This is a genomic window from Pseudomonas sp. G3-19 (assembly GCF_054855875.1).
In genome coordinates, this window is the sequence record NZ_JBMPIQ010000003.1 from 4,948,023 (window position 1) to 4,971,568 (window position 23,546).

18 protein-coding genes and 1 pseudogene are annotated in these 23,546 nt (G+C 60.5%); 6 read left to right on the forward strand and 13 right to left on the reverse strand.

The window, feature by feature from the left end:
- Positions 1-25: 25 nt before the first annotated feature.
- Positions 26-622 (reverse strand): MarC family protein, encoded by a 597-nt coding sequence (locus ACOYXI_RS22545; RefSeq protein WP_027613585.1) that lies wholly within the window; start codon positions 620-622, stop codon positions 26-28.
- 256 nt (positions 623-878) lie between these two features.
- Between ACOYXI_RS22545 and ACOYXI_RS22550 the strand changes: the two genes are divergently transcribed.
- Positions 879-1,664 (forward strand): hypothetical protein, encoded by a 786-nt coding sequence (locus ACOYXI_RS22550; RefSeq protein ID WP_098967026.1) that lies wholly within the window; start codon positions 879-881, stop codon positions 1,662-1,664.
- Positions 1,645-2,439, forward strand: a complete 795-nt coding sequence (locus ACOYXI_RS22555; protein WP_461675320.1) for a hypothetical protein — start codon at positions 1,645-1,647, stop codon at positions 2,437-2,439. Before ACOYXI_RS22550 ends, ACOYXI_RS22555 begins: the two co-directional genes overlap by 20 nt.
- Before the next feature lie 30 nt (positions 2,440-2,469).
- On the opposite strand, the gene ACOYXI_RS22560 is transcribed toward ACOYXI_RS22555, so the two are convergent.
- The 12 genes and pseudogenes from ACOYXI_RS22560 to gcbA form a co-directional block, all read right to left on the reverse strand.
- The gene (locus tag ACOYXI_RS22560) at positions 2,470-5,244 is read right to left on the reverse strand and encodes a hybrid sensor histidine kinase/response regulator (RefSeq protein WP_210556650.1); all 2,775 of its coding nucleotides are present in this window, start codon (positions 5,242-5,244) and stop codon (positions 2,470-2,472) included.
- Positions 5,245-5,343: 99 nt separating this feature from the next.
- Positions 5,344-6,639 carry a phosphoribosylamine--glycine ligase gene (purD, locus tag ACOYXI_RS22565; protein WP_027613589.1) on the reverse strand — a complete coding sequence of 432 codons (1,296 nt, stop codon included), beginning with the start codon at positions 6,637-6,639 and terminating at the stop codon, positions 5,344-5,346.
- Positions 6,640-6,788: 149 nt separating this feature from the next.
- A complete protein-coding gene (purH, locus tag ACOYXI_RS22570) occupies positions 6,789-8,396 on the reverse strand; it encodes a bifunctional phosphoribosylaminoimidazolecarboxamide formyltransferase/IMP cyclohydrolase (RefSeq protein ID WP_134785341.1) in 1,608 nt (535 codons plus the stop codon).
- Positions 8,397-8,478: 82 nt separating this feature from the next.
- Complete coding sequence (gene fis, locus ACOYXI_RS22575; protein ID WP_003221275.1) at positions 8,479-8,799, reverse strand: DNA-binding transcriptional regulator Fis; 321 nt, start codon at positions 8,797-8,799, stop codon at positions 8,479-8,481.
- Positions 8,796-9,806 (reverse strand): tRNA dihydrouridine synthase DusB, encoded by a 1,011-nt coding sequence (dusB, locus tag ACOYXI_RS22580; RefSeq protein WP_007961945.1) that lies wholly within the window; start codon positions 9,804-9,806, stop codon positions 8,796-8,798. Before dusB ends, fis begins: the two co-directional genes overlap by 4 nt.
- A gap of 185 nt (positions 9,807-9,991) precedes the next feature.
- Entirely contained in the window at positions 9,992-11,266 is a 1,275-nt protein-coding gene (locus ACOYXI_RS22585; RefSeq protein ID WP_461675321.1) for a DUF3426 domain-containing protein, read from the reverse strand.
- Positions 11,267-11,296: 30 nt separating this feature from the next.
- Positions 11,297-12,175 carry a 50S ribosomal protein L11 methyltransferase gene (gene prmA, locus ACOYXI_RS22590; RefSeq protein WP_027613592.1) on the reverse strand — a complete coding sequence of 293 codons (879 nt, stop codon included), beginning with the start codon at positions 12,173-12,175 and terminating at the stop codon, positions 11,297-11,299.
- Positions 12,176-12,442: 267 nt separating this feature from the next.
- Positions 12,443-13,801 (reverse strand): acetyl-CoA carboxylase biotin carboxylase subunit, encoded by a 1,359-nt coding sequence (gene accC, locus ACOYXI_RS22595; RefSeq protein WP_045122275.1) that lies wholly within the window; start codon positions 13,799-13,801, stop codon positions 12,443-12,445.
- A 17-nt stretch (positions 13,802-13,818) separates the two neighbouring features.
- A complete protein-coding gene (gene accB, locus ACOYXI_RS22600; protein ID WP_024164417.1) occupies positions 13,819-14,283 on the reverse strand; it encodes an acetyl-CoA carboxylase biotin carboxyl carrier protein in 465 nt (154 codons plus the stop codon).
- A 48-nt stretch (positions 14,284-14,331) separates the two neighbouring features.
- The gene (aroQ, locus tag ACOYXI_RS22605; RefSeq protein WP_025111759.1) at positions 14,332-14,784 is read right to left on the reverse strand and encodes a type II 3-dehydroquinate dehydratase; all 453 of its coding nucleotides are present in this window, start codon (positions 14,782-14,784) and stop codon (positions 14,332-14,334) included.
- A gap of 252 nt (positions 14,785-15,036) precedes the next feature.
- Positions 15,037-15,543, reverse strand: a pseudogene (locus ACOYXI_RS22610) (methyl-accepting chemotaxis protein); the annotation flags it as partial.
- A 1,491-nt stretch (positions 15,544-17,034) separates the two neighbouring features.
- On the reverse strand, positions 17,035-18,705 hold the full coding sequence (gene gcbA, locus ACOYXI_RS22615; RefSeq protein WP_027613596.1) for a diguanylate cyclase GcbA: 1,671 nt from the start codon (positions 18,703-18,705) through the stop codon (positions 17,035-17,037).
- Positions 18,706-19,131: 426 nt separating this feature from the next.
- On the opposite strand from gcbA, the gene ACOYXI_RS22620 reads away from it, so the two are divergent.
- From ACOYXI_RS22620 to speA, 4 genes are all read left to right on the forward strand, one after another.
- On the forward strand, positions 19,132-20,199 hold the full coding sequence (locus tag ACOYXI_RS22620) for a DUF2333 family protein (RefSeq protein ID WP_007963034.1): 1,068 nt from the start codon (positions 19,132-19,134) through the stop codon (positions 20,197-20,199).
- A 3-nt stretch (positions 20,200-20,202) separates the two neighbouring features.
- On the forward strand, positions 20,203-20,760 hold the full coding sequence (locus tag ACOYXI_RS22625; protein WP_210556644.1) for an NUDIX hydrolase: 558 nt from the start codon (positions 20,203-20,205) through the stop codon (positions 20,758-20,760).
- A 188-nt stretch (positions 20,761-20,948) separates the two neighbouring features.
- Positions 20,949-21,320 carry a translation initiation factor Sui1 gene (locus ACOYXI_RS22630; protein WP_128606462.1) on the forward strand — a complete coding sequence of 124 codons (372 nt, stop codon included), beginning with the start codon at positions 20,949-20,951 and terminating at the stop codon, positions 21,318-21,320.
- Between the two features lie 219 nt (positions 21,321-21,539).
- Positions 21,540-23,453: an arginine decarboxylase gene (speA, locus tag ACOYXI_RS22635; protein WP_003221289.1), complete on the forward strand. Its 1,914-nt coding sequence runs from the start codon at positions 21,540-21,542 to the stop codon at positions 23,451-23,453.
- Positions 23,454-23,546 lie beyond the last annotated feature (93 nt).

Consider the following 23,546-nt stretch of genomic DNA (forward strand, 5'->3'; position numbering starts at 1 on the left):
ATTTTCCTCCGCAGCCCTTTTTCGTTCAGGACACCAGATAGCCCTTGATCCCGGTAAAGATGATCTGCGCCGCCAGTGCGCAGACAAAAAGGCCCATCAGCCGGCTGACGATCTGCAGGCCCTGATCGCCGAGAACCCGTTCGATGTGATTGGACAGATACAGCACCACCCCTACGGTGAAACTGGCCAGGGTGATGCTCATGATCGCGGTCAGTTTGTCGTCCCAGTGCGGCTGACTGACGCCCATCACCAGCAGGGCGCCAATGGTGCCCGGGCCGACGGTCAGCGGGATGGTCAGCGGGACGATCGTCACGTCCTGTTGCACGTTGTCACTCTGCACCACAGGCTTGCCTTGGGCCATGCCCAACGCCGAAATGAACAGCACGCTGCCGGCACCGATGCGGAATGCGTCCGCAGTGATCCCGAATACATCGAAAATCACCCGCCCGAACAGATAAAGCAAGACGCTGGAGATCAGCGTGGCGATCGCCACTTTCCAGGCCAGGCGCCGCTGTTCCTTGCGCGAGTAGCCACGAGTCAGGCTGATGAAGCAGGACAACACGAAGAACGGGCTGTAGAGCACCAGCATCTTCAGGTAAACGCTGAATAACACGTGGAGCATGAGGGCGACTCGCATCCGGAGAGTGATGACGGCGAGTCTATCAGTCGGTTAGTTGCTTGTGTGTGCAGAAGATTCTGCGCGAGGCAGTCGGTTTTTCGTTTTTTGTTTGATAGTTGTTTTTTGTGATGTTGTTAGTTGCATCTTGTTTGCTGGATAAGATGTTACAGATTTGAGTTTGTAGTGCTGGGCTTGTTTGTTTATTGTTTTCTGGCAAGTTCAAGAGGGGCTTGCCTACTAATTAATAAGGACTTTTATTGTGCATAGTCAAATCGTTAATGAGCTTTATATCTCTTCCTGTATTAACGCGATTGAAGCCTGTGATGTGGGTGCGCCGGTTATTCGCTCTCGTGGCCTGTTGGCTGTAGGGGACGAAATCGAGGCACCGTCGAAAGGCTCTGTTGTCGGCGAAGTCACAATGGGTTTTTCTGGCAAACTTTCGGATCAGAACAAGTCGGATGCCCAGAACGCTCTTCTGTTCGCCACACGTGCAGCGAACAAGCTATACCCCGAAGAGCATCAGGGCCGAGATTGGTATAAGCGGTTCCGTGAGGTGATGACCCTCGCTGGCTGGACGCCTGTCGATCAGTACTACAATGACCTCAGTATCGAAGGCACGAGTGTGCGGATGGACAAGCTGGTACTGGAGATTCTGGGTTCCGTGCTGGCTAATGTTGCACTGCCAGGACCAACCAGCGTTCTGATGCTGAAGGTCGCGGGTGATGCAATCTCGGCCCTGCAAAAACGGGACACTGCTGCGTTGACCGCTTATGAGCGAAATTTGCTGGACCACGGCGTGGGTGGCATCTCGACCGGAGCGTGTGTCGAACTCGACGGTGAGGCAATCATGGCGCTGGGAACGGTGCGTTTTCTGCGCAAGAACACCTCTACCAAAGTGATGTTCGTGGATGTCGATGTTCGTAATGTAAGTTTGTATCGAGCTCAAACTTTCTTTGCCAAAAACACCGACGTCGCCAACGCAGTGCGTGAGACGATCAAGAAAAAGCTGGTGGGTATCGATCAGATTGAAGATATTGATATCTGATAAATCGAAAAAAGCAGTCGAAGGTCGACTGCTTTTTTTTGGGGGCGATTATATGAATTGCAAATATTCCGTTTTGATCGTTGCGGGTGCCGTTGTACTGATTCCGCCGGCAGACAAACCGGAACGCTATCAGGATTTAATAAACTCTCTGTTGTTGGCGCAACTGGCGGCCAACAAGAAACTTGAGAAAGATCCGGGTATTGGCTGGTATGACGTCTACATGGAATTTCTGGACAAATACTGGCTGCGACATTTCAGAGCACGGTTGGATCTGTCCGTCGCACAGGGTAACAGCGTGTCTGTCGTTGACTGGGTGGTCGCTCCTGAGTTCGGGGGTGCTGTGGAGCAATGTGGCGTTGCGAACGCAGTCATGCGTCGACTGGCAGCACTTTCCGCAAGCGAGCCGGCACTAGAGCTGCTGCGTGGTTACATGCAGAAAGGCGCCAGCGATCCATCGACGGATCAGTCAGATGTTTCCAGAATCATACGGCTGTTGGTGGTCGTGGCGCACTCGCCGATGTCGATGAGCAGCGTCTACATCGAATTTGCGACTGCACGGATTCTCGCTGACAACCCTTTGGCCGAGCTATTCCAGGCTGAGGATATTCGCGGCAGTGTTTGCAGACGCTCTGCCAGTGCCAATTTGTCCGAAACGCTCTATGGGCCGGTTCGCGCAGCCATCGCCCTGAAAGTCCAGGACAGGCTTGAAGCTAACGTGGCGTTGTTGAGGCTGATTGAAGACGTTCCAGCCGAAGAGAACGGCGCAGCCGATTGAGTCACGCTCGAACTGGCGTGGTACCCCTGCTTAAAAGGTCGACGCCGTACGGTTCTGCTGATCGCGCTGGGCTACCCAGTGTTCGATCAGCTCGCGCAGTTGCGACAGCTCCACCGGTTTGGCCATGTGGCCATCCATCCCGGCCTGACGCGCGCGTTCCTTGTGTTCGGCGAGGATGTGCGCGGTCAGCGCGACGATCGGCGTGCGTATACGCTGATTGCTGACCTCCCACGCCCGTAGCTGCTGGGTCGCCGAGAAGCCATCGAGGATCGGCATTTCGCAGTCCATCAGCACCAGATCGTAACGCTGGGCCTTCATCGCCTGCAGGGCCTCTTCGCCGTTGCTGGCGGTGTCCGGTTGCAGGTTGAGTTTACCGAGCATGCCGCGAATCACTTTGGTCGAAATCGTGTTGTCTTCGGCGACCAGAATGCGGAAATCGCTCGGCACCTTGGCCGCCGTCGCGGGAGTGACCACTTGCGGCTGGAACACTACCTGACCTTTATTGCGCTGGTTCAACTCGTCGGCCAGCGTGGTCTTGAGCGTATAGCCGGCCACCGGTTTGGCGAGGATGCGTTTGATCCCGGAGTTGCGCGCGATGATCTTGCTCGGCGCGTTACTGATGCCGGTGAGCATGATCAACAGGATGTCGTGATTGAGGCTCGGGTCTTCCTTGATCTTGGCCGCCAGTTGCATGCCGGTCATGCCGGGCATGTTCTGGTCCAGCAGCACCACATCGAAGTAGTCGCGCAGGTGCGCCTTGGTGCGCAGCAGCGCCAGCGCTTCCTTGCCCGATGGCACGGCGCTGACGTTCAGACCCCAGGCGCTGCATTGCTGCACCAGCACTTTGCGGCAGGTATCGTTGTCGTCCACCACCAGCACGCGCGCACCTTGCAACGGGCCGTCGAGGTCGGAGGTCGGGTGTTCCAGACGATCCGGGTCCAGTGGCAGGGTCAGCCACAATGTGCTGCCCTGATTGGCGCCGCTCTTGATCCCGAACTCGCCGTGCATCAGGCGGATCAGTTGCCGCGCAATCACCAGTCCGAGGTTGCCACCCAGACGGTTGGCCGAGAGGAAGTGTTTGCTGTGCAGTTCGGCGTGCAGCAACGCATCGCGCTCCTCCGGTTCCATCGGCTGACCACTGTCCTGCACGGCGATGCGCAGGCGCGGTTTGACGCTGCGCTCGTCGAGGGCGACGACGATCAGCACTTCGCCTTCGTCGGTTTTCTTCAGGGCGTTTTCCAGCAGGCTCAGCAGGGTCTGGCGCAAGCGGGTCGGGTCGCCGCTGATGACGCGCGGCACTTGCGGCTGGATGAAGCTGATCAGCTCGACGTTCTGTTGTTCGGCCTTGGCCCGGTAGATGCTCAGGCAGTCGTCGATCAGCGCGTTGAGGTCGAACTGCACATCGTCCAGTTCGATCTGTCCGGATTCGAGCTTGGAAATGTCGAGAATCTCGTTGATCAACGTCAGCAGTTCGTTGCCGGCACTGTGGATGGTTTGCACGTAATCGCGTTGCTTGACCGACAGTGGCGTGCCCAGCAACAGCTCGGTCATGCCCAGCACGCCGTTCATCGGGGTGCGGATTTCGTGGCTGATCTTGGCGAGGAATTCGGCTTTGGCGTTGATCTCGGCATTGCTCGCGGCAAGATCGCGGCTGATGCTGAACCGGCTTTCGGTGATGCTGCGCTGGCGTTCACCCAAGGCGATGCTCATCAGCAAGCCACTGATGCAGATGAAACCCATCAGGGTCATGATCAGGCCTTGCGGCGCCACCAGGGTCAGCCCCAGCAGGGCCGGCAAAATAATCAGCGTACCGATGTTGAACACCACCATCCCGGCAACGAACAGTCGCGCCGGACGGTAGCCCTTCTGCCAGTGATAGAAGCCGACCAGCAACATGCTCAGACCGGCCAGCGCCACCAGCGCGTAGGTGATGATGTTCAGCGGCAGGGTGTTGACGAACAACAGCAGCAGGCTGCAGATCACGATGAACAGAATGTCGCCCAGCAACAGTTTGTTCAGCGGGTGCGGGCCGAGCGGGGCGAAGAAGCGCAGGGCGAACATCAGCCCGGCCGGGGCGGTCAGCAGCAACGCCAGATAGGCGCCCGGGGTCTGGATCGCGTGCCAGTTCGGCAACCACGGGCCGGCGAGGTTGAGCAACAGCAACAGACTCAGGCCCAGCAGTCCTTCGCAGACCGCCAGCCACAGGCTGCTGCGCGAGCGGGAGTAGGCGTAGCGCACGATGTTGTGCAGCAGCAACATGCCCAGGCAGCCGAACAGCAGACCGAAGATCAGCGTCTGGTTCTGGTTGGCGGCACTCATCACCGCCGATTGCAGGGTGATGTGCGGGCGCAGTTGATGGTCGGAAACCATCCGCAGATAAACGTCGAGGGACTTGTCGCTTTGCGGCAGTGGCAGCAGGAAGTCGCTGCTCGGCAGTGGCCGCTCGACCTGCGGCTGATGGGTGCCGGAAGTGCGTTGCTCGATCAGTTTGTCGCCGTCCAGCACGTAGAGGCTGAGGTTGGACAGGTCGGGAGCGAAGATCCGCAGCACCTGCTCGTGCTTGCCCGGCGCCAGTTTGAAGCGCAGCCAGAGTGCACCATCGGGCTCGGCCGCCGTGAGGCGATCAAGTTCGATAGGGCTGAATTGATTGGTGTAGCGCGCCGAGCGGATGTCGCTCAGTTGCAGATTACCCTGATCGTCAAGCAATACCGACCAGCCACTGCCTTGCGCGGCCAGAGCCGGAAGCATGCAGAGCAAGGTCAGCAACGTGACGGTGAAACTTATGGCAATCCTGAGCCAGCGCACGGCGAAATCCCTTCGTAGGTTGATGCCAGAATATAACGATGCGCGGCGGCGGAACAGCCCGGCGAGGGACTGCATCCCGCGCCGGACGTGAAGGACAGCTTATTCCTGGGTTTCGCCACGTTCACGGGCAATGGCGCGGTAGCCAATGTCCTTGCGGTAGAAGCAGCCTTCCCAGTCGATGGCAGCGGCCAGCTTGTAGGCTTGCTGCTGCGCTTCGCTGACACTGGCGCCCATGGCGGTGGCGCAGAGTACGCGACCACCGGCCGTCACCACGTTGCCATCCTTCAGCGCCGTACCGGCGTGGAAGACTTTGCCTTCCAGGCCTGCGGCTGTGTCCAGACCGTTGATCACCGCGCCCTTGGCGTAGTCGCCCGGGTAGCCGCCGGCGGCCAGCACGATGCCAACGCTCGGACGTGGATCCCACTGTGCTTCAACCTTGTCCAGCGCTTGCGCCAGAGCGGCTTCGACCAGCAGCACCAGGCTCGACTGCAGACGCAGCATCACCGGTTGGGTTTCCGGGTCACCGAAGCGGCAGTTGAATTCGATGACTTTCGGGTTGCCGGCCTTGTCGATCATCAGACCGGCGTACAGGAAACCGGTGTAGACGTTGCCTTCTTCGGCCATGCCGCGCACGGTCGGCCAGATCACCTGATCCATCACGCGCTGGTGCACGTCGGCGGTGACCACCGGGGCAGGGGAGTAGGCACCCATGCCGCCGGTGTTCGGGCCGCTGTCGCCGTCGCCAACACGTTTGTGGTCCTGACTGGTGGCCATCGGCAGCACGTTCTTGCCGTCGACCATGACGATGAACGAGGCTTCTTCGCCGTCGAGGAATTCTTCGATCACCACGCGCGAACCGGCGTCGCCGAAGGCGTTGCCGGCGAGCATGTCGCGCACGGCGTCTTCGGCTTCGGCCAGGGTCATGGCAACGATCACGCCTTTACCAGCGGCCAGGCCATCGGCCTTGATCACGATCGGTGCGCCTTTTTCACGCAGGTAAGCCAGGGCCGGCTCGATCTCGGTGAAGTTCTGGTAGTCGGCGGTCGGGATCTTGTGGCGCGCGAGGAAATCCTTGGTGAAGGCTTTCGAGCCTTCCAGCTGTGCAGCGCCGGCGGTCGGGCCGAAGCAGTCCAGGCCACGGGAGCGGAACAGATCGACCACGCCTGCCACCAGCGGCACTTCCGGGCCGACGATGGTCAGGGAAACGTTTTTCTCGGCGAAGTCGGCCAGTTGCTCAAGGGCCAGCACGTCGATGGCGACGTTCTCGCACTTGGCTTCAATCGCGGTACCGGCGTTGCCCGGCGCGACGAAAACCTTCTGCACGCGCGGATCCTGAGCCACTTTCCAGGCCAGGGCGTGTTCACGGCCACCGCTGCCAATGATCAAAACATTCATTTCAAAAACCTCAAAAATCTGTCAGGCGCTGCTGGAGCGCTTTATGTGGGAGCGGGCTTGCTCGCGAAAGCGGTGTGTCAGGCAAAACGGCTGTTGCTGACAGATTGCATTCGCGAGCAAGCCCGCTCCCACATTTGGATCGAGTTGTATCAGTGACGGAAGTGGCGCATGCCCGTAAAGACCATGGCGATGCCAGCCTCGTCGGCTGCAGCGATCACTTCAGCGTCACGCATCGAGCCGCCCGGCTGGATCACCGCAGTGATACCGACCTTGGCCGCGTTGTCCAGACCGTCGCGGAACGGGAAGAACGCGTCCGAGGCCATCACCGAACCGGCCACTTGCAGACCGGCGTGCTCAGCCTTGATCGCGGCGATACGCGCGGAGTTTACGCGGCTCATCTGGCCGGCGCCGACACCGATGGTCTGACGGTTCTTGGCGTAGACGATGGCGTTGGACTTGACGTACTTGGCGACTTTCCAGGCGAAGATCAGGTCGTGGATTTCCTGTTCGGTCGGTGCGCGCTTGGTCACCACTTTCAGGTCGTCGGCGCCGATCATGCCGATGTCGCGGCTCTGCACCAGCAGGCCACCGTTGACGCGCTTGTAGTCCCAGGCCGGAACGCGATCCGCCGACCACTCGCCACAGGCCAGCAGGCGCACGTTGGCTTTGGCGGCGACGATGGCGCGAGCTTCTGCGCTGACGCTTGGCGCGATGATCACTTCCACGAACTGACGCTCGACGATCGCCTTGGCAGTCTCGGCATCCAGTTCACGGTTGAAGGCGATGATGCCGCCGAAGGCCGACTCGGTGTCGGTGGCGTAGGCCAGTTCGTAGGCCTGACGGATACCGCCTTCGGCATCCGGGCTCACCGCCACGCCGCACGGGTTGGCGTGCTTGACGATCACGCAGGCCGGCTTGACGAAGCTCTTCACGCATTCCAGCGCGGCGTCGGTGTCGGCCACGTTGTTGTACGACAGCTCTTTGCCTTGCAGTTGGGTCGCGGTGGCGATACCGACTTCGGCAGGCTTGGCTTCCACGTAGAACGCCGCGCTCTGGTGCGGGTTCTCGCCGTAGCGCATTTCCTGGGCCTTGATGAACTGGCTGTTGAAGGTGCGCGGGAATTCGCTGCGACCTTCGGTGCTCAGTACGTCGGCAGCCTGATTCACGGTGCCCATGTAGTTGGCGATCATGCCGTCGTAGGCGGCGGTGTGTTCGAACGCCTTGAGCATCAGGTCGAAACGCTGAGCGTAGGTCAGGCCGCCGGCCTTGAGGTTTTGCAGAACGTTGGCGTAATCGCTGGCATTCACCACGATCGCCACGTCTTTATGGTTTTTCGCTGCCGAACGAACCATGGTCGGGCCGCCGATGTCGATGTTCTCGATAGCGGTCGGCAGGTCACAGCCTGGCTTGTTGATGGTGGCTTCGAACGGGTACAGGTTGACTGCAACCAAGTCGATCGGCTTGATGCCGTGCTCGTTCATGATCGCGTCGTCGATACCGCGACGACCGAGGATTCCGCCGTGGATTTTCGGGTGCAGGGTTTTCACCCGACCGTCCATCATTTCCGCGAAACCGGTGTAATCCGCGACTTCCACTGCGGCAACACCGTTGTCGCGCAGCAGCTTGAACGTTCCGCCGGTGGAGAGGATCTCGACGCCGAGGGCTTCAAGCTCCTTGGCGAATTCGAGGATCCCGGTCTTGTCGGAAACGCTGATCAAGGCGCGGCGGATCGGCAGGCGGGTAGTCTGGTCGGTCATCTCAATTTCCATCAAAAGCAAAGGAAGTCAGCAAAAAAGGCGACCGGTTTTACGCGGGCGCCTTTCTGGTTTGATTGAATGCTTACAGCAGATCGTACTGCTTGAGTTTCTTGCGCAGCGTGCCGCGGTTGAGTCCGAGCAGCTCGCTGGCCTTGGTCTGGTTGCCCTTGACGTAGTTCATCACGCTTTCGAGCAGGGGAGCCTCGACTTCGGAGAGCACCAGGTTGTACACATCCGTGACGGACGCGCCCTCAAGGTGGGCGAAATAATTGTGCAGCGCCTTCTCGACACTCCCGCGAAGGGTCTGACCTTCTTCGCTCGGGGTATTGAGGTGCTGTTTCAAATTCACGTTGTCGCTCACGGGTGCTGTTCCACTCACTAAAGTCTCGGTCATCATCGTCATGCGGCCACCCCTTCTTCGTCCCCTGTCAGGCTCTTGTAACGCTCGGCGAAGAACTCCCGAACGTTGGCGCATTGTGTTTCCGTACCATCCAAACGATTGAAGTGGGCGCGAAACTCCCTGGCGCCCGGCAAGGTTGCGAGATACCAGCCCACATGCTTGCGGGCAATACGGACGCCCATCACATCCCCATAGAAGGCGTGAAGTGCGGCCAGATGCTCCAGCAGGATGCGTTCCACTTCGCTCAGCTCCGGCGCCGGCAATTTCTCGCCGGTACGCAGGAAGTGTTCGATCTCGCGAAAAATCCATGGCCGCCCCTGGGCAGCCCGGCCTATCAGCAGGCCATCGGCACCGGTCGCGTCAAGCACGTAACGGGCCTTTTCCGGCGAATCGATATCGCCATTGGCAAACACCGGGATCGACACCGCCTGCTTGATCGCGGCAATCGTGTCGTACTCGGCTTCGCCGGTGTACAGATCGGCGCGCGTGCGGCCATGCACGGCCAGCGCGGTGATCCCGGCCTGCTCGGCGATCTTCGCCACAGTCAGGCCGTTCTTGTTGTCGCGATCCCATCCGGTGCGGATCTTCAGGGTCACCGGCACATCCACTGCAGCGACGACGGCCTGCAGGATCTCGGTCACCAGTGCTTCGTCTTTCAATAACGCGGAGCCGGCGGCCTTGTTGCAGACCTTCTTTGCCGGGCAACCCATGTTGATATCAATAATCTGTGCGCCCAGTTCGACGTTGGCCCGTGCCGCGTCCGCCAGCATCTGCGCATCGCCACCGGCAATCTGCACCGAGCGTGGCTCGGGATCGCCTTCGTGGATCATGCGCATGCGCGACTTGCGGGTATTCCACAGGCTCATGTCACTGGTGACCATTTCCGAGACTACAAGCCCTGCGCCCAAACGCTTGCACAGCTGACGAAAGGGCTGGTCGGTGACGCCCGCCATCGGGGCGAGAATCAAACCGTTCTGCAATGTATATGGGCCGATGCGTACCGCCGACATAGGACTTCCCTGAAGTGGGGCCGGATCATGAGAGTTCGAAAAAGGGTTGGCATGATACCCGCTCTCGATGACTGGATAAAGGCTGAATTGAACAAAATCTGAACAGTTATTCTGTTATTACCAGCGGTTTGGTAAGCGCGGGCGAAGTCAGAAAACTGCCGTCAAACCTGAAGCGATGAAGCGATTCACTCGGGCGAGTGGAAACTCAGGCTGTAATTCACCGCTTTGGGGCCTGGATCAAGGATATCCAGCGCGATGTGGATTGGCGTTTGCGGCGGCATTTCCGCCATGCCCTCAAGGTCGCCGTTGAGGTATTCGCCGGGTTTGAAGCGACGACTGGCGATCAGATGACCGTTGAGGTCAGCGAAGCGTAGCTCCAGCAACGGAAATGGCTGGGAGAACGTCGCGCGGTTGTAGATGATCGCATCCACCACCAGCGCCCCGCTGAATTCCGGATGGCTGCGCACCACCAGATTGCTGCTTTTGATTTTGCCGATGTCGACCTTGGACGGCACCGTGCAGCCGATCTGCGGGCAGAACTGCTGAAACCATGGGCGGTACTGATCCTGCCGCGCCAGTTCATCGAAGTGATAGGCAATGTACTGGCCGGCCAGACCGGCGGCAGCTAGCAGCACCAGCAAAGCCCAGAGCAGACGCCGGCCCCAGGGCGAACGGCGTTTCTGCCAGTCCAGTTGCAGCGGGTCGTCGGTCAGGTCCTGCAACACCTCGGCGCGTTGACGTTTTTTGCGCAGCGGTTCGACCGATGGCAAGTCGTCATCGTCCGGCTCGACGTTGGCCGACAGGCGTTCACGACGGGCATTCGGATCGATCGGGTCGTGCAGGCGCAGTTGCGGGATCGGCGGTTCATCGTCCAGATCCACCGGCTCCAGCGACAGGGAAGGCTCGGTGCGCGCGGTGTTTAGCGGTTCCGGTTCGACGGCATCTGGCTCGACGTCATCTTCGGGCTCGGGCAGACGTTCATCGTCGCGTGCGCTGAACAGGCTGTCGCGCCACTCCGTTTCATCGGCTTCAGGGCTGTCGCGGCGGGCGCTCAGGGACTCTTCGCGCTGACGACCGAATTCGGTGGTCGGCTGGATTTCCCGTTGTTCGAGGCGGGCGAGTTCTTCGTCCAGATCGAGGCTGTCCAGGTCCAGCTCGCTGGTGCTCCATTGCTTTTGGCTGATGGCGCGCGGCGCGGGCGGTTCGTCATTGACGGGCGCTTCGACCACTGGCGGCGGCTCGCTGACCACCGCCTGAGACGGTGCTGGCTGGACAATGGACGGCGCCACCGGAGTGACCGCTTCCTTGCCGGCGTGTTGTTCCAGCAGCTGTTTGGCGGCGTTGAACACTTGCAGGCAGGAGCCACAGCGAACCACCCCGCGGGCCACGCTCAACTGAGCATGGCTGACGCGGAAGCTGGTTTGGCAATGCGGGCACTGGGTGACGAAGCTGTCGGTCATGCGGCGATCCGGTTTATGCAGGCGGTCATTCTAGCGCCGACGGCCGGTGATACGCACCCAGCCATCGCGATTGGCGATCGGGTCCAGATCAAAGTCCTGCGCATAGGCGGCAGCGACTTCTTCACCTTGTTCGGCGAGGATGCCTGACAGTGCCAGACGACCGCCGGTTTTCACCAGGCCGGACAGCTGCGGCGCCAGGGAAACCAGCGGGCCGGCCAGAATGTTGGCCACCAGCACGTCGGCTTTGACCTGCGGCAAATCTTCCGGCAGGTACAGCGGGAACAGCTCGTCGGCAATATTGTTGCGCCCGGCGTTGTCGCGCGAGGCTTCCAGCGCCTGCACGTCGATGTCGGTGCCGACGGCTTCTTTCGCGCCGAGCAGCAGGGCGGCGATCGCCAGAATTCCCGAGCCGCAGCCGAAGTCCAGGACGTTGCAGTCTTTCAGGTCCTGACCGTCGAGCCATTCCAGGCACAGGGCGGTGGTCGGGTGGGTGCCGGTGCCGAACGCCAGGCCCGGATCCAGCAACAGATTGACCGCGTCAGGCTCGGGCGCAGCGTGCCAGCTCGGCACGATCCACAGGCGCTGGCCGAAACGCATCGGCTGGAAACCATCCATCCAGCTGCGTTCCCAGTCCTGGTCTTCGATGACTTCGCTGTGATGCTCGGGCAGCGGACTGCCGGTCAGCAGTTCCAGATGCGCGAGCACCGGCGCAGGCTCGGTGCCGCCCTCGAACAGGGCCAGCAGGTGCGTGTGCGCCCACAGTGGGGTGGTGTTGAGTTCCGGCTCGAAGATCGGCTGATCTTCGGCGTCCATGAAGGTCACCGAAACGGCGCCGACTTCAAGGAAAGCGTCTTCGTAGGTTTCGGCTTGTTCCGGGCTGATGGCGAGACGTACTTGCAGCCAAGGCATGGCGGGCACCTTTGAAAAAATATGATTGCAGCCTAGCGGCCAGCGAGAAGCGCGCAAGTTTACGCGAGCGCAGGCGGTTTGTGGGAGAGACTTGAAACGCCATTCCCTTGTAGGAGTGAGCCTGCTCGCGATGGCGATGGTGCTGTCGACACATATGCTGGATGTGCCGGCCTCATCGCGAGCAGGCTCACTCCTACAGGGGTTTATGTAATCTGCAGAAACAACAAAGCCGCCCGAAGGCGGCTTTGTCAGGTGCGGACTTGAAGCTTAGTGCTTCTCGCCTGCCAGCTTGTGCTCGAGGTAGTGAATGTTCACGCCCCCTTTGCAGAAGCCTTCGTCGCGGGTCAGATCACGGTGCAGCGGGATGTTGGTCTTGATCCCGTCAACCACGATCTCGTCCAGGGCATTACGCATGCGCGCCATGGCTTCGTCGCGGGTGGCGCCGTAAGTGATCAGCTTGCCGATCAGCGAGTCGTAGTTCGGCGGAACTGCATAACCGCTGTACAGGTGCGAATCGACGCGAACGCCGTTGCCGCCTGGGGCGTGGAAATGCTTGACCGTGCCCGGGCTCGGCATGAAGGTTTTCGGGTCTTCAGCGTTGATCCGGCACTCCAGCGAGTGACCGCGGATCACCACGTCATCCTGCGTGAACGACAGCTTGTTGCCAGCGGCGATGCTGAGCATCTCCTTGACGATGTCGATACCGGTGACCATTTCCGAAACCGGGTGCTCCACCTGAACACGGGTGTTCATTTCGATGAAGTAGAAACGACCGTTCTCGTACAGGAACTCGAAGGTACCAGCGCCACGGTAGCCGATGTCGATGCACGCCTTGACGCAGCGAGCCAGAACTTCCTGACGCGCCTGCTCGTCGATGCCCGGTGCCGGCGCTTCTTCGAGAACCTTCTGGTGACGGCGTTGCAGCGAGCAATCGCGGTCGCCCAGATGGATGGCGTGACCCTGGCCGTCGGACAGTACCTGAACTTCGACGTGACGCGGGTTGGTCAGGAATTTTTCCAGATAGACCATCGGGTTGCCGAACGCCGCGCCAGCTTCGGAGCGGGTCAGTTTCGCCGAGGCGATCAGGTCTTCTTCCTTGTGCACCACGCGCATGCCGCGACCACCACCGCCGCCTGCGGCCTTGATGATCACCGGGTAGCCGACTTCACGACCGATGCGCAGCGCCGTTTCTTCGTCTTCCGGCAGCGGGCCGTCGGAACCTGGAACGGTAGGCACGCCTGCTTCGATCATCGCGTGCTTGGCCGATACCTTGTCGCCCATCAGGCGAATGGTGTCGGCTTTCGGGCCGATGAAGGCGAAGCCGGAGTTCTCGACCTGCTCGGCAAAATCGGCGTTTTCCGCGAGGAAACCGTAGCCTGGGTGAATGGCGGTAGCGCCAGTCACTTCTGCGGCAGCGATGATGGCCGGGATGTGCAGGTAGGACTGAGCGGCAGAAGCCGGGCCGATGCAGACGGACTCGTCTGCCAGACCCAGGTGCATCAGCTCTTTGTCGGCCTTGGAGTAAACGGCGACGGTCTTGATGCCCATCTCTTTGCAGGCACGCAGAATCCGCAGGGCGATCTCACCGCGGTTAGCGATCAGAACTTTTTCCAACTTCGCAGTCATCAAAGGCTCTCCGCAGTTCAAACGATGGTGAACAGCGGTTGGTCGTACTCAACCGGCTGGCCGTCTTCGACGAGGATGGATTCGATCACACCGCTGGTTTCAGCTTCGATGTGGTTCATCATCTTCATGGCTTCGACGATGCACAGGGTGTCGCCTTTCTTCACGGTCTGGCCGACTTCAACGAAGGCTGGCGAGGTTGGCGAAGATTTACGGTAGAAGGTGCCTACCATTGGCGAGCGGGCCACGGTGCCGTTCAGTGCAGGAGCAGCAGCGGCAGCCGGAGCGGCAGCAGCTACTGGAGCAGCAGCGGCGGCAGGCGCAGCGGCCGGAGCCTGCATCGGCGCCGGAGCGTAGTACTGCTGAGCCGGGGTCTTGCTGTGACGGCTGATGCGTACGGACTCTTCGCCTTCCTTGATCTCGAGCTCGTCGATGCCGGACTCTTCCAGCAATTCGATCAGTTTCTTAACTTTACGGATATCCATGAATCATCAACTCCCAAGGGTCGGTCAGGGGCGTTTAACGCTTGTGGTTCAAGTCGTTGCCTGTGTTTCAAGCTGTTCTAGTGCGGCCTCCAGGGCCAGTCGGTAACCGCTGGCGCCAAGGCCGCAGATCACTCCCACCGCTACATCGGAGAAGTAAGAGTGATGGCGGAAAGGTTCGCGCTTGTGCACGTTGGACAAATGCACTTCGATGAATGGGATGCTCACTCCCAGCAGCGCGTCACGTAATGCGACACTTGTGTGTGTAAATGCTGCTGGATTGATCAGAATGAAATCGACACCTTCACCGCGAGCGGCGTGGATGCGGTCGATCAATTCGTACTCGGCATTGCTTTGCAGGTGCAGCAGATGATGGCCGGCTTCACGGGCGCGGCGCTCCAGATCCTGATTGATCTGCGCCAGGGTCGTTGAACCGTAAGTGCCGGGTTCACGGGTGCCGAGCAGGTTCAGGTTGGGGCCGTGCAGCACCAGTAGCGTTGCCATCTGCATGTTCCTTGTTATGAATGAGCAGTCGTCAGAACCCGGCGACTATGCCGCAAAGGCTTTGTGACTGTCCAGTTCTCTGCAATAGCCAGCACGATGACCGATGTTTGCGCGAAATTTATGACTGAGTGATTTGATTCGGTCATTCCGCAAGATTTGCGCTGATGCGAATGACGCTATCGCGAGCAGGCTCACTCCTACAGTTGGAATGCGTTCCCTTGTAGGAGTGAGCCTGCTCGCGATAGCGGCCTGTCAGACGCGGAATGCCTGAACGGCGGTATGCAATTGCCCACCCAACTCCAGCAGATTCTCACCCTGCTCACGCCCGCGGCCGATGCGCAGCAGGTTATCCCCGCCCAATTGATGGATCCGTTCGCTGTGATCACGGATCTCGCTGACCGCGCCGCTTTGCTGAGCGGTAATATCGGCGATGCGGATCGCCGTGTCGGAAATGGTCTGGATCGCGCCGACGATTTTATCCAGTGCGCCATCTGCCGCTTGTGCCTGACTGGCCGTGGCTTCGGCGTGTTCGACCTGCGCGCGCATGCCTTCGACCGATTGTCGGGCAGCAGTTTGCAGGCCGGCGATCAGCGTCTGAATCTCCGCCGTGGCGCCCGCCGTGCGTTGCGCCAGTGAGCGCACTTCCTCGGCCACCACCGCAAAACCACGGCCCATTTCCCCGGCCCGCGCCGCTTCGATCGCCGCATTCAGCGCCAGCAGGTTAGTCTGGTCGGCGATCGAGCGGATCACCGTCAGTACGCCGCCAATGGTCGCTGACTCTTCGGCCAGGTGCTCGATCATCTGCGCGTTGCCTTGCACCTCGCCGACCAGTGCGTGCAGGCCGGTGAGGCTCTGGCCGATCACGGTCTGTCCATGTTCGACCGCCAGCCCTGCATGGCGACTGGCATCGGCGGCCTGTCGTGCATCCCCAGCGACTTGCTGAATCGTCGCTTCCAACTCACCCAGCGAATCGCGGATCAGCGCGGTGTCGCCCGCCTGATGCTCGGCGCCGCTGTGCAGGTCGTTGCTCAGTTCGGCCAGCGTACGGCTGCTGCCGGCCACCTGTTCGGCATTGCCGCGAATCGTCCCGACCAGATCCACCAGATACGCGCGCAGGCGATTCAGTGACGCTTCGATGTCATGCAGTTCGCGGTTGGTTTTGCCCAACTGAATGTCGCGACTGAAATCGCCTTCGGCCCAGGTCGACAGGGCCGGCGCGAGGTTGGTCAGAGTGCGCGACAGGCGCCGCTGCAAGGTGTCGATCAGCAGCGCGATCAGCAGAATCAGGCCGATCATCACGCCCTGCATCAGGCGCACTTCGCCCTGAATCTGCCCGTGCTGGGCGCGTACCACCGGTTCGAGTCCGGCGATGGCTTGCTGCACGGCGGCGATCTTCAAATGGGTCGCGGTGCTCAGATCGGTGCGTTTCTGGATCTGCTCGCGGGTGCGCGCCAGCTCCGCCGGGTAGCGACCGAGCAGGCTGTTGAGTTCGCGCTTGAGGCCGACACCGGCGTCTTCGGCGGCGGCTTTTTCGGTGCTTTCGATGCCCATCATTGCGGCGAAATCATCACTGCCGGATTCATGCTTGGCGACCACGCCGAGCAGGGGCAGCGCGTCGATGGCCTGAGCCTGGGTGCGGATATTGTCGACTTCGCGCTCGACGTCGGCGGCCAATTCACTGCGGCCGCTGCTGACCAGTTTGTCGCGGGCCAGCGACAGCTTGCCCAGGTGCTGCGAAGCGACCAGCAGCGGCGTCAGGTAAGACGCGTTGCCATTGGCGTAGGTGCTGAGTTGATCGAGGCTGGCGCTCAGTTCGCGTTCGGCTTGCAGCAGCAGTGCTTGCGGATCACCGGCCAGTTTGCCGGCGGCGAGCAGGTCGGTTTTGCTGAATTCTTCGAGGCTCGACAGACTTGGTCGCAGGGTCTCGGCCAGTGCCGGAGGCAGTTCGCCGAGCTCCTTCTGCAGGCCGTCGATGGCTTGGCTGGCGCTGCTCAGGCGCAGGGCGTCGCCGCTGGCGAGGTAGTCCTCGACATTGCGCGCCACGTCATTCTGAAATTGCTGCGACAGGCCGAGGTAGCGCTCCATCAACAGATACGGACGCTCCAAGGCTTTTTGCGACCACCACAGCGTCGCGCCGAGCGCCACGCAGACGGCGACCAGCAGCAGAGTGTTGAGATTGGTGAGCAACTTCAGGCGCATGACGGCTACCAACGGCAGAAATGGTAAGCGCCTGAATTTATTGCGGTTCTGTTACAGGGTTATGACCGAATCGGTGGATTCCGATGAAAAGGTGGCACTTTGCTTTGAGTCGCGTGCGGTCTGCACTCGATTGCGTCCGGCACCTTTGGCGCGGTACAGCGCTTCGTCGGCCTGGCTGGCCATCATCAGGCTGTCGGAATCCTCGTGCATTTCCACCACGCCGGCGCTGAAGGTGCACCACAAATCGTGCGGTTGCGCCGGGTAGTGGATTTCGGCGAAGCGCTGGCGGATCTCGTCGAGCACTTTGTGCGCCGCTTCTATATCCGTGTCGGGCATGACGATGGCGAATTCTTCGCCACCGTACCGGCCGATGAAGTCGGTCTTGCGCAGGCGTTGCTTGAGGAACAGCGCCAGGCTCTTGATCACTCGGTCGCCCATCGGATGGCCGTGACTGTCATTGACTCGCTTGAAGTGGTCGATGTCGAGCATGGCAAAGCTCAGCGGCTTGTTCTCGCGACGGGCGCGGAACGAGCAGTCTTCGAGCAATTGCAGGATGTGCGTGTGGTTGTACAGGCCGGTGAGGCTGTCGCGGACCATGCGTGCCTTGAGATTGCGCGCGCGCGCGGCGCGGTTGCGCACAGTCGTAATCAGATGCCGAGGCTTGATCGGTTTGGTAAGGAAATCGTCGCCGCCCTCGCTCATGGCGTCGAGCTGCTTGTCCAGATCGTCCTCGGCCGAAAGATAAATGATTGGCACGCTGACGTAGCGGTCGTTGTGGCGGATGACCTTGGCCAGTTCGGTGCCGGTGCAGGCCGGCATGTACATGTCGAGGATGATCAGATCCGGCTGGAAGTCCGCCAGTTCGGCCATCGCCTGGATCGGTTCGATCAGGGTGCGGGTGACGATTCCGGCGCTGTTGAGCAGGCGCTCGGTGTGCAAGGCCTGGGCGCGGGAGTCGTCGATGATCAGCACTTTATAAGGTTCATACTGGGCGACGCAGGTCAGGACTTCGATCTTCTCCAGCAGGCTCGACGCTTCGAGGGTGCCGGTGAGGAATTCCTGGCCGCCGGCGCGCACGGCGGCGAGGCGGGTCGGGGTGTCGGTTTCGTGCAGGCTGAAAAACAGCAGCGGCAGCGGTTCTTCCAGGCCAACCTGAGCTTCGGCAGCCAGTTGCAGGCCGACGCCTGCGCCGCTGAAGTCCACGTCCATGACGATCGCGGCGGGCAAGCGCTCGACCATCGAGGAGCGAAACGCCGCGACACTGTCCAGCGCCTGCGCGGTCAGGCCGAAAAACTCCAACTGCTTGGCCAGCCGCTCGGCGCGGTCGTGATCCTGCAACATCACGTAGATCGGTTTGCGCAGCGGCGGCAGGAAGGTTTGGTCGAGTTGATCGCCATGGCGCAGACCGGTGCGCGACAGACGCTGCATCAAACGATTGAGATCGGTGATCAGACCGCTGCTCAGGCGTCCGCGATTGGCGTCCACCGCTTCCAGTGACTGACCGATATGACGCGCGAGTTGCGTGTGCTCGGGCTGCTCGAAGCGCTCGGCAAAACGCAGCAGGCGCAGATTGGCCTCGCTCAGTTCGGCGAGGTCGGCGGTGGACCACTCACTGCGTTGCAGGCGCTGCCATATCTCAAGAATCTGACGTGCCTGATGAATTACCCGCTGGGCAAAGTGGTGCTTGAGGCGCTCACGGCTGGGGTCTTCTGGCTCGGTCATATCCTGACTACTAGTTAGGGCGCATGCTGAGATCGACTGGTGGCTCTATGCTAGCACCTCTTTTCCCTTATATGAGTGTCGTGCATCAATAATCTGCGGTGCTGCACAATTCAGTTTCTGACCGGGCGGTATCGGATTGAACCTGTTCGTCGGTGAGCCTCCCGTAAACCGGGAGTATGGCGCTGATCGACGGGTCAAAACGCCTGTGTGCACAACGCTGCGCTGTAGACAGGCGCTGATCTGCCATGGCCTGTTCCGGGGCGTCTTTGGTGATAGTGCATCAGGGAAACCCCTAGAGAGTTCGCGGGGCGATGTCGCGCGTTCCGTGGATTTTCTGCTTCTCTTCAATGGCGGGTGCCGGCCTTGGCACGTTGTTGTATGGTTGTGGTCGAACCGTTGAACCCAAGTGATTGAAAGGATATCGCCATGCTGGACTGGAAGAACCGCGCGGGCAGCGCGCCTGAACGTGCCGCTGAGCCGAAGTCGGCCACCCGCAGCTATGTGGGCGGGCTGTTGTTCAGCCGCGCGCTGGCCACGCTGATCGGCATTTATCTGCTGGTGACCATCGGCCTGGGCTGGTACTGGAGCCAGGAGCCGGCGCTGTTTCCGGTGGCACAAAACGCCCAGGCGGCTGCCGAGAAAGAAGGCAAGCAGATGGTCGTCGGCTACACCACGGTCGAAACTCTCAAGACCGTTGCCGGTACGTTGCTGAACAAACCGGGCGGCTACATTTCCAACGACCGTTTTCCGCCTGGCCTGTGGATGGACAACACGCCAAGCTGGGAATACGGCGTGCTGGTGCAGGTGCGTGACCTGACCCGAGCCCTGCGTAAAGACTTCGCCCGTTCGCAGTCGCAGTCGGCCGAAGATGCCGATCTGGCCAAGGCCGAACCGCGTTTCAACTTCGACAACAAGAGCTGGATCCTGCCGTCGAGCGAATCGGAATATCAGGAAGGCATCAACTCCCTGAGCCGTTATCAGGCGCGTCTGTCTGATCCAACGCAGAAAAACGCCTTGTTCTACGCCCGCGCCGACAACCTCAACAACTGGCTGGGCGATGTCGGCACCCGTCTGGGTTCGCTGTCGCAACGCCTGTCCGCCAGTGTCGGCCGGGTGAAACTCAACACCGCGCTGAAAACCGAAGTGCCGGCGGTTGGCGAAGTACCGCAAGTTGACGAGGAAGTCGTAGAGACTCCGTGGATGCAGATCGACAACGTGTTCTATGAAGCGCGTGGTCAGGCCTGGGCGCTGTCGCACCTGTTGCGCGCCATCGAAGTGGACTTTGCCGATGTGCTGGCGAAAAAGAACGCCACGGTCAGCGTGCGTCAGATCATCCGTGAACTGGAAGCATCGCAGGAGCCGGTCTGGAGCCCGATGATCCTCAATGGCAGCGGCTTCGGCGTGCTGGCCAACCACTCGCTGGTCATGGCCAACTACATTTCCCGGGCCAACGCCGCAGTGATCGATCTGCGTCAATTGCTCAATCAGGGCTGAGTCATGGTCGATAGCGCCAAAGAGGCGGCGCACCGCGCCGCCTCCGATGCCGAACAGATCGCCTGGGTCGACGAGCAGGACAACCTGCTCGGCGCCCTGGTGCGGGCCGATCTGCGTGAGCGCGGGCTGATCGGGCGCGGCACCTACATCATGTTGTTCAATTCCGCTGGTGAGCTCTGCGTACACCGGCGCACCCTGAGCAAGGCGATCTATCCCGGTTACTGGGATGTGGCAGCCGGCGGCATGGTGCAGGCCGATGAGACCTACGCCGAATCGGCGGCCCGCGAGCTGGAAGAGGAATTGGGCGTGAGTGGGGTGGAGCTGACCGCCCACGATCATTTTTTCTTCGAGGACACCGGCAACCGCCTGTGGTGCTCGGCATTTTCCGCGGTGTGGGACGGCCCGCTGAAACTGCAGCCGGAAGAAGTGCTGGAAGCACGCTTTATTCCGGTCGAACAGGTGATGTGCGAAATCGAGCAAAAGCCTTACTGCCCGGACTCTCTGGCCGCGTTGAAGCGCTATCTGAAGGCTCAACAAAGCGGCGTCGCAAAGAACACATAAATTGGCGCCGATTGGCTCTTAGCAATTGCGCTTTTTGCCGTTACACTGCGCGACCTTTTCAAGCTGCACCGACCTGCTTTTGTTCAAGCGCACGGTGCAGTAGCGCTGCCCCTGCCTGAGTGGGGCTTCGCGGTCGATGACCTTGCCCAAGGTCGCGATCAGTCTTTGTCCTCCCAAGAGGATTGCCGGTGGCCAAAAAAGCCGCATCCTTCGCCGCCCTTGGTGGCCTGGTATTTTCCACCGACGCAGGTCGTCATTGCCCGGAGTGCAGTAAACCGGTGGACGCCTGTATCTGCAAACAAACCGTGATCCCGGTCGGGGACGGCATTGCCCGCGTGCGTCGCGAGAGCAAGGGCCGTGGCGGCAAAACGGTGACCACCATCACCGGCGTGCCACTGGCCGAAGACGCCCTCAAGGAGCTGGCGACAACGTTGAAGAAACGTTGCGGCACCGGTGGGGCGTTGAAGGACGGGATCATCGAAATCCAGGGCGATCATGTCGAGCTACTCTTGGCAGAGCTGATCAAACACGGTTTCAAAGCGAAGAAGTCCGGCGGCTAGCAGCCTCTGTGAAATCCATCTGCGGCTTGATCCGGCACTGAAGCAGTTCAGATCCGGCGTCGTCTCCATGGTTTTCACAGAGCCTGTTCATGACCGGTTTCTAAACTACACGCGGTCAGCGCGGTCTACCGCCGCGCTGACGAACCGTCATTTTCATTCTTTAGACTGCGCCGGCCTGCAATCAGGCGACGCACTATGACTTCTTTATAGGGGACTTCGATGTCCGTACGACGCACACGTAAAGACGATGGCAGCCAATGGACAGTTGCGGACAGCCGCAGTGTTTACGGGATTCGCCATTGGGGGGCCGGGTATTTCGCGATCAATGACGCCGGTCGCGTCGAAGTTCGTCCGAACGGCCCGAGCAGCTCGCCTATCGACCTGTTCGAACAAGTCGACCAACTGCGCAAGAGCGGCTTGTCCCTGCCGTTGCTGGTACGTTTCCCCGACATCCTGCAAGACCGTGTCCGTCAACTGACCGGTGCTTTCGACTCGAACATCGAGCGCCTGGAATACCAGAGCAAGTACACCGCGCTGTACCCGATCAAGGTCAACCAGCAAGAAGCGGTGATCGAGAACATCATCGCCACCCAGAACGTTTCCATCGGTCTGGAAGCCGGCTCCAAGCCTGAGCTGTTGGCGGTGCTGGCACTGGCGCCGAAGGGCGGCACCATCGTCTGCAACGGTTACAAGGACCGCGAGTTCATCCGTCTGGCGCTGATGGGGCAGAAACTCGGCCACAATGTGTTCATCGTCATCGAGAAAGAATCCGAAGTCGGCCTGGTGATCGAAGAAGCCGCCTCGCTCAAGGTCAAGCCACAGGTCGGCCTGCGCGTGCGCCTGTCGTCGCTGGCGTCGTCGAAGTGGGCGGACACTGGTGGCGAGAAATCCAAGTTCGGTCTGTCGGCGGCGCAACTGCTGTCGGTGGTCGAGCGCTTCCGCGCTGCCGGCCTGGATCAGGGCATTCGTCTGCTGCACTTCCACATGGGTTCGCAGATCGCCAACCTGGCTGACTACCAGCACGGTTTCAAGGAAGCGATCCGTTACTACGGCGAGCTGCGCAACCTTGGCCTGCCGGTCGATCACATCGACGTCGGCGGCGGTCTGGGTGTCGACTACGACGGTACTCACTCGCGCAACGCCAGTTCGATCAACTACGACATGGACGACTACGCCGGTGTCGTGGTCGGCATGCTCAAGGAGTTCTGCGACGCGCAGAGCCTGCCGCATCCGCACATCTTCTCCGAAAGCGGCCGCTCGCTGACCGCGCACCACGCGATGCTGGTGGTGCAGGTGACCGACGTCGAGAAACACAACGACGAAATCCCGCTGATCGAAAACAAGGAAAACCTGCCGGAAACCGTGCAGTGGCTGGTGGACCTGCTCGGCCCGACCGATATCGAGATGGTCACCGAGACTTACTGGCGCGCCACGCACTACATGAGCGACGTGGCTTCGCAGTACGCCGACGGCAAACTGACCCTGGCGGAAAAGGCCCTGGCCGAGCAGTGCTACTTCGCTGTGTGCCGTCGCCTGCACAACTCGCTCAAGGCACGTCAGCGTTCGCACCGCCAGGTGCTCGACGAACTCAACGACAAGTTGGCCGACAAGTACATCTGCAACTTCTCGGTGTTCCAGAGCCTGCCGGACACCTGGGCGATCGATCAGGTACTGCCGATCATCCCGCTGCATCGTCTGGATGAAGAGCCGCTGCGTCGCGCCGTGCTGCAAGACCTGACCTGCGACTCCGACGGCAAGATCAACCAGTACGTCGACGAGCAGAGCATCGAGACCAGCCTGCCGGTGCACGGTCTGAACGAAGGTGAAGACTATCTGCTCGGCGTGTTCCTGGTCGGCGCCTATCAGGAAATCCTCGGCGACATGCACAACCTGTTCGGTGACACCGACTCGGTGAACATCTACCAGAACGCCGATGGCAGCGTGTACCACGCCGGTATCGAGACCCACGACACCATCGAAGACATGTTGCGTTACGTGCACTTGTCGCCGGAAGAACTGATGACCCACTACCGCGACAAGTGCGCCAGTGCCCGCATCAGTGCCAGCGAGCGTACGCAGTTCCTCGATGCCTTGCGTCTGGGCCTGACCCGTTCCTCCTACCTGTCTTCCTGAGTCAGGTCTGTTGCACCGGGTTGTCTGAAATTTTCCCTCAAGCTGTGGAAAATTCGGAAGACCCGGTGGGACATTTCCCAAATCCCCTGCGAA